At 77.0% G+C, this 6,706-nt stretch carries 8 protein-coding genes; 5 read left to right on the top strand and 3 right to left on the bottom strand.

Features of this window, described 5'->3' with window-relative positions:
• Positions 1–26 precede the first annotated feature (26 nt).
• Positions 27–245, bottom strand: a complete 219-nt coding sequence (locus ACYVI6_RS17650; protein WP_460447620.1) for a hypothetical protein — start codon at positions 243–245, stop codon at positions 27–29.
• Positions 246–368: 123 nt separating this feature from the next.
• Between ACYVI6_RS17650 and ACYVI6_RS17655 the strand changes: the two genes are divergently transcribed.
• Both ACYVI6_RS17655 and ACYVI6_RS17660 read left to right on the top strand, forming a co-directional pair.
• Positions 369–953: a tryptophan 2,3-dioxygenase family protein gene (locus ACYVI6_RS17655; protein ID WP_460447621.1), complete on the top strand. Its 585-nt coding sequence runs from the start codon at positions 369–371 to the stop codon at positions 951–953.
• Positions 950–1,780: a beta/alpha barrel domain-containing protein gene (locus ACYVI6_RS17660; protein WP_284290181.1), complete on the top strand. Its 831-nt coding sequence runs from the start codon at positions 950–952 to the stop codon at positions 1,778–1,780. Before ACYVI6_RS17655 ends, ACYVI6_RS17660 begins: the two co-directional genes overlap by 4 nt.
• Positions 1,781–1,802: 22 nt before the next feature.
• Here the strand turns inward: ACYVI6_RS17660 and ACYVI6_RS17665 are convergent, their stop codons facing one another.
• Positions 1,803–2,606: an SOS response-associated peptidase gene (locus ACYVI6_RS17665; protein WP_460447622.1), complete on the bottom strand. Its 804-nt coding sequence runs from the start codon at positions 2,604–2,606 to the stop codon at positions 1,803–1,805.
• Between the two features lie 97 nt (positions 2,607–2,703).
• Here ACYVI6_RS17665 and ACYVI6_RS17670 point away from each other — a divergent pair, with 97 nt between their 5' ends.
• The 3 genes from ACYVI6_RS17670 (at position 2,704) to rsgA (ending at position 5,775) form a co-directional block, all read left to right on the top strand.
• Complete coding sequence (locus ACYVI6_RS17670) at positions 2,704–3,234, top strand: DoxX family protein (protein WP_460447623.1); 531 nt, start codon at positions 2,704–2,706, stop codon at positions 3,232–3,234.
• Between the two features lie 94 nt (positions 3,235–3,328).
• On the top strand, positions 3,329–4,672 hold the full coding sequence (gene aroA, locus ACYVI6_RS17675; protein WP_460447624.1) for a 3-phosphoshikimate 1-carboxyvinyltransferase: 1,344 nt from the start codon (positions 3,329–3,331) through the stop codon (positions 4,670–4,672).
• Entirely contained in the window at positions 4,669–5,775 is a 1,107-nt protein-coding gene (gene rsgA, locus ACYVI6_RS17680) for a ribosome small subunit-dependent GTPase A (RefSeq protein WP_460447625.1), read from the top strand. The genes aroA and rsgA overlap by 4 nt, the downstream gene beginning before the upstream one ends.
• Here rsgA and ACYVI6_RS17685 read toward each other — a convergent pair.
• On the bottom strand, positions 5,772–6,706 hold a 935-nt coding region (locus ACYVI6_RS17685; protein ID WP_460447626.1), incomplete at its 5' end, for a polyprenyl synthetase family protein. The genes rsgA and ACYVI6_RS17685 overlap by 4 nt on opposite strands.

The following is a 6,706-nucleotide window of genomic DNA, read 5'->3' on the forward strand; positions in this document are numbered from 1 at the left end:
AGGAGTTGACACGAGACTTTGTCTTCCTAAGACCGCTTGGCCTCCGACTTGCGGGCGGCGATCAGGTCGGGCTGGTCGAGCCCGGCGCCGGCGCCGTGGCCGAGCGCCAGCAGGCCGTGCTGCGGCTGCCCGGCACCGGGTCGCTGCAGCCGCACCCGGGCGGGACCGCCCGGCGTGGCCACCGACCGCACCGACCCGCGACCGGGCAGCGCCGCCCGCGCCGCCGCGTCGTCCGTCCCCGTCACCGTGCGGCCTCCCTGTCCGGAACAACGATAGGCATGCGTTGACTCTTGCCGTCTGCAACTCTCTGTGTCAGTGTCGAAGGGCACTGCGCCACCGGCGCGCGCCCCACCGAACCGGAGTGCCGCATGAGCCTGAGCCCCTCGGAGGCCGACTGGCCGGGTGAGCCCCCGACCTACGCGACCTACCTGCACCTCGACCACCTGCTGTCGCTGCAGCACCCGCTGGCGGCCGACGTCGACCCCCGCACGCGTGCTGCGGAGCACTTCTTCATCATCGTGCACCAGGCGTCGGAGCTGTGGCTGCAGCAGGTGCTGCTCGACCTCGACGCCGCGACGGCGCCGACCGCGTCGACCCCGCCGGGCGCCCGCCACGAGCACCTCGCGCGGGCCGAGGCGTGCCTGCACCTGATGACGGCGCAGGTCGAGGCCCTCGACCACCTCCCGCCCGACGCGTTCCGCGCCTTCCGCGCCGCGCTGGGCACCGCGAGCGGCGCGCAGTCGCAGCAGTTCGAGCACCTGCGGGCGCGGCTCGCCCCGGCCGACGGGCACGCCGACCTGCTGCGCGAGGCGATCGCGGCCTTCGCGCGCTGGCAGCGGTCGCACCTCGCCGTGGTCGCCCGGCTGCTGGGCGACGACGGCGGCACGGGTGGCACGCCCGGCGTGACGTACCTGCAGCGGCGGGTGCTGGCGAGCGACCGGGTGCACTCGTGAGGGCGGACGTCGAGACCGCGCGCCGCACCGCACCCGTCGCACCGACCGCGGCCGAGGCGATCCGGCGCTGCCGCGACGGCGGCTCGCTCGCCCTGGTCGTGTACCTGGTGCACGGGTACCCGACCACCGAGACGTCGGAGCGCGCGTTCGACCTGCTGCGTCACCGCGGCGTGCCCGTCGTCGAGTGCGCCATGCCCGTCGCGATCGCCGACGGCCCGCCCGAGCCCGGCGACGCGATCGGCCGGGCGCTGCGCGTCGCCGCGACGAACGGGCTGCGTGACGCCGACGTGCTCGACTACTACGCGACGCAGCGACCGAACATCCTGATCGACGTGGCCGACCCCAGCCGGGACGGCGACGACCTCGTGCGGGCCGGGGCGCTGCGTGCCGTCGACGCGGTGATCAGCGACGACGACGTGATGCTGCGCCGGCTGACGGACGGCGCGGACGGCGCCGGCGGCCCCGCCGGATCGGCACCCAGGGCGATCCCGCTGCTGGCCGCGCACGCCCTGACGGCCGAGGTGGCGCGCGGCGTGGCACCGGACGCGCTGGTCTACCTGGCCGTCGGCGACCGCACCGGCGGCACGATGCTCCCGGCGCACGAGATCGCCCGCGCGGTGGCCCTGCTGCGGCAGCACGCGCCGGACGCGACGGTGCTGTGCGGCTTCGGCGTGCGGACGCCGGACGACGTCGCCCGACTGGCGGCCGTCGAGGGGGTCGACGGGGTGGCCGTCGGCACCGAGGCGCTGCGCCGGCTCGACCACGGCCTGGACGCGCTCGACGCGTGGCTGCTCGAGATGCAGGCCGCCGCCCGGGTGCCGGCCTGAGCCGAGGCCGGGCCCACGCGGCTCAGCCCCCCGCTCCCCCGACGAGCTCGCCGGTCATCGGGTCGACGACGCCCTCGAGCTCGTCGGCCCCGACCGGCAGCAGCAGCTCGGGGTCGTCGTTGCGCACGCTGCCCACCCGGCGGCTCACCGGGTGCGCCGCGAACCGCCCGGGTGCCGGCGGCTCGAGCAGCCGGCGCACGGTGTCGGGGTCGGTGCGCGCTGGGTCGAGCCAGTCGGCCCAGCGCTCGCGCGGCAGCACGAACGGCATGCGGTCGTGCACGCGGTCGAGGCCGGGCTCGGCGCCGGTGGTGACGATCGTGAAGGTGACCAGCCACGCCGACTCGTCGTCGTCCGCCTTCGCGCGGTCGCGCCAGAACTCGTAGAGCCCGGCGAAGGCCAGCCGCGACCCGTCGCCGAGGTGCACGAAGAACGGCTGCTTGCGCGGGGCGCCCTTCGCGTCGACCGCCGTCGGGCTGACCTGCCACTCGTACCAGCCGTCGGCCGGCACCAGGCAGCGACGGGTGAGCGCCGCCTTCGCGTACGCCTTGCCGTCGAGCAGCGTCTCGGAGCGGGCGTTGATCATGCGCCCGCCGATCTTCGGGTCCTTGGCCCACGACGGCACCAGCCCCCAGCGCAGCACGCGCAGCTGCCGGGTGGGTGCCGCGTCGCGGTCCCCGCGCGGGGCGCGGGTCAGCACGACCGGTGCCGGGTCGGTGGGCGCGAGGTTGAAGCGCGGTCCCGGCGCGCCGCCCGTCTCGTCGTCGTCGACCTCGAGCTCCTCCACGAGGTCGTCGGGGCTCGCCGTCGCCGCGTACCTGCCGCACATGGTGCGCAGCCTGCCACGCACGTCCGACAACCGCCCCTGCCTCGCGCCCGGGGCCGAAGGTGGGCAGGATGGGGACGCCGTCGACCTGGAGGTACCCGTGACCGTCGTCCGTCGTCTCGCCCGCCCGCTGCTCGCCGCCCAGTTCGTGTACGGCGGCGTCGACAGCGTGCGCCACCCCGACAAGCGGGCCGAGCAGGCCGCTCCGGTGATCTCGGCCCTCGCGCCGCGCCTGGGCCTGCCCGACGACCCGGTGCTGCTGACCCGCGCCAACGGCGCCACGATGGCGGTCGCCGGCACCATGCTGGCCACCGGGCGGCTGCCGCGCGTCGCGGCCCTGGTGCTGGCGGCGACGCTGGTCCCCACCACGGCGGCGGGCCACCGGTTCTGGGAGCAGGACGACCCGACCGCCAAGGCGCAGCACCGCATCCACTTCCTGAAGAACGCCGGGCTGTTCGGCGGCCTGCTGCTGGCCGCCGTCGACACCGACGGCAGGCCCGGCCTGTCGTGGCGCGCGCGCCGGGCGGCCCGCGACGCCAAGCGGGCGACGAAGCTGGCCGGCCGCACGGCGAAGCGCGAGGCGCGCCTCACGGCGAAGGCCGTCGAGGGCACGCTGCCGTTCGTCGGCTGACCGGCAGCCGCACGGCGCGGCCGCCGTCCCAGGCGCCGGGACGTCGCGGCGGCCGTGTCGACCGCCGTCGGTGGCATCCGACAGACTGTGGCGCGTGAGCCACCCGACCGTGCCCCCGACCGCGGGCGACAGCCAGCACCCGGTGTGGCCGGCGCCGCTCGCCGACGGCCCGGTCGACGCCACCGTGCGGTTGCCCGGCAGCAAGTCGATCACCAACCGCGCGCTGCTGCTGGCCGCGCTCGCCGAGGGCCCGAGCCGGCTCGGGGCGCCGCTGCGCTCGCGCGACACGCTGCTCATGGCCGAGGCGCTGCGCGAGCTCGGGGCGCGCATCGACGACGAGCACGACCTCACGGCGAGCCCGACCGACGAGGGGCGCGGCAGCTGGCTGGTCATCCCCGGCCCGCTCGCCGGTGACGTCGCGGTCGACGCCGGGCTGGCGGGCACCGTGATGCGCTTCCTGCCGCCGGCCGCGGCCCTCGCCCACGGCCCGGTGCTCTTCGACGGCGACGAGGGCATGCGCCGCCGGCCGATCGGCCCGCTGCTGGGTGCGCTGCGCGGCCTGGGGGTCGACGTCGACGACGAGCACCGCGGGGCGCCGCCGTTCACGGTGCTCGGGCGCGGCACGGTGCCCGGCGGGTCGGTCACGATCGACGCCTCCGACTCCAGCCAGTTCGTCTCCGGCCTGCTGCTGTCGGGCGCGCGCTACGACGCCGGCGTCACCGTGCACCACGACGGGGCGCCCGTGCCGAGCCAGCCGCACCTCGACATGACCGTGGCGCTGCTGCGGTCGGTCGGCGTCGTGGTGGACGACGGCACGGCGAGCACCTGGCGGGTCGAGCCCGGGCCGGTGCGCCCGCTCGACCTCGACGTCGAGCCCGACCTGTCGAACGCCGCGCCCTTCCTCGCCGCGGCCGCGGTCACCGGCGGCACCGTGCGGGTGCCGGGCTGGCCGCGGCGCACCACCCAGCCCGGCGACGTGCTGCGCGAGGTGCTGACCGCCATGGGCGCCGACGTCCGGCTCGACGACGACGCGCTGACCGTCACCGGCGGCGGCACCGTCGGCGGCGTCGACGTCGACCTGCACGACGTCGGCGAGCTCACCCCGGTGATCGCCGCGCTGGCGGCGGTCGCCTCCGGCCCGTCGAGGCTGCGCGGCATCGCGCACCTGCGCGGTCACGAGACCGACCGGCTCGCGGCGCTGGCCCACGAGCTGACCGCCCTCGGGGGCGACGTCACCGAGACCGCCGACGGCCTGAGCATCCGGCCGCGGCCGCTGCACGGCGGGCCGTTCGGCACCTACCGCGACCACCGGATGGCCATGGCGGCCGCCGTGGTCGGGCTGGTGGTGCCCGGCGTCGGCATCGAGGACGTCGACACGACCGCCAAGACGCTGCCGGGCTTCACCGGCCGCTGGACCGCGATGCTGGCCGGCGGGTGAGCCCGCGCTCGGCCGCCGAGCGCTACGACGAGGACGACGTGCGGGTGCGCGCGTCCCGCCGGGGCAGCCGGCCGCGCACCAAGGAGCGCCCCCGCCACGAGGACGCCGTGCGCGGGCTGGTGGTCGCGGTCGACCGCGGCCGCTACACGGCGGTGGTCGGCGACGGCACCGCCGACGAGCGCACCGTGATCGCCATGAAGGCCCGCGAGCTCGGCCGCAAGGGCATCGTGATCGGCGACGAGGTCTTCATCGTCGGCGACACCTCGGGCACCGACGACACCCTGGCCCGCGTGGTGCGGGTCGACGCGCGGCGCACGACCCTGCGCCGCACCGCCGACGACACCGACCCCTACGAGCGGGTCGTGGTCGCCAACGCCGATCAGCTGGTGATCGTCACGGCGCTGGCCGACCCCGAGCCGCGCCCGCGGATGGTCGACCGCTGCCTGGTCGCCGCCTACGACGCCGGCATGCAGCCGCTGCTCGTGCTCACGAAGGCCGATCTGACCGACCCGGCCGGGTTCCTCGGCAGCTACGCGCCGCTCGACGTGCCGTACGTCGTGACTCGCCGCGACGGCGACACCGTGCTGGGCCTCGACGAGGTGCGCGAGGCGGTCAGCGGGCTGCGCTCGGTGCTGGTCGGGCACTCCGGGGTCGGCAAGTCGACGCTGGTCAACGCCCTCGTGCCGGGTACCGGCCGACTCACCGGGCACGTCAACGAGGTCACCGGCCGCGGCCGGCACACCTCGACGTCCGCCGTGGCGCTGCGGCTGCCCCCGGCCGGGCACCTGCAGGGGGGCTGGGTGATCGACACCCCGGGCATCCGGTCGTTCGGGCTCGCGCACGTCGACCCGACCCGCATCGTCTCGGCGTTCCCCGACCTGCTCGGCGGCACCGACGACTGCCCGCGCGGCTGCACCCACGACGAGCCCGAGTGCGGGCTCGACGCCTGGGTCGAGGCCGGGCACGCGGGGACGGCGGGCCGCTCGCGGCTCGACTCGCTGCGCCGGCTGCTGCGGGCCAGGGGTCAGGGGCGCCCGACCGCCGCGCCCCCCGACGACGCCCATCCCGACGAGGTCCCCCCCGGCGACGTGGCGGGGCCCTAGCCGGCTGGCGCCACGACCGGCAGCACGCTGGTCTTCGGCCCGCCCGGGTCGCTGAGCGCGCGCGTCACCAGGTGCCGCAGCGGCTCCGCCCCCGGCGCGCCGTCGAGCACCGCGAGCGCCTCGTCGCGCAGGGTCTCGATGCGCAGCAGGCACCGGCCGCGACTGCCGGCCCGGTCGAGCATCGCCCGCGCGGCGAGCACGTCGTCGGTGCGGCCTGACCGTCGCTCGGCGAGCCACCCGCGCAGCTCCTCGCCGGCCGCGGTGCCCGAGCGCAGCGCGTCGACCACGGGGAAGGTCGGCCGCAGGTCGAGCAGGTCGAGGCAGGGGTGCTTGCCGGTCACGGCGACGTCGCCCCACACGTCGAGCAGGTCGTCGGCCACCTGGAACGCGATGCCGACGAGACGCCCTGCGCGCTCGAACCGCTCGACGACGTCGAGGGGCGCGTCGGCGACCAGCGCGCCGAGGGCCCACGCCCGGCCCATGAGCGAGCCGGTCTTCGCCTCGGCCACCTCGGCGGGCTCGACGGCGTCGAGGTCGAGGTGCTCGCGCGCGTCGAGGTCCTGCCCGTGGCACAGCTCGAGCACGGTGTCCTGCAGCAGCACGACGGCCTCGGCGCGGTGCCGCGGCTCGAGCGCCGTCGCCGGCAGCCGCGTGGCGCAGGCCTGCAGGGCGTCGCCGAGCAGGATCGCGGTGTCGACGCCCCACAGCCGCCACACGGTGGGGGCGCCGTGCCGGTGGTCGCTGCGGTCCATGACGTCGTCGTGCACCAGGGTGAAGGCGTGCACGAGCTCGACAGCGGCCGCGGCGGCCGTCGCCGCGGGGGTGCTGCGCCCGACGGCCTCCGCTGCCGCCAGCACCATCGCCGCGCGCAGGCCCTGCCGGGCCGGCTCCGCGAGCTCGCGGAGCCGGCCCGGCAGGGCGGCGTCCGCCG

This window comes from Angustibacter aerolatus (assembly GCF_054776675.1).

Coding starts and splice junctions, on each gene's coding strand:
- ACYVI6_RS17655 (WP_460447621.1), top strand. CDS start 369: ATGAGCCTGAGCCCCTCGGAGGCCGACTGGCCGGGTGAGCCCCCGACC.
- ACYVI6_RS17665 (WP_460447622.1), bottom strand. CDS start 2,606: ATGTGCGGCAGGTACGCGGCGACGGCGAGCCCCGACGACCTCGTGGAG.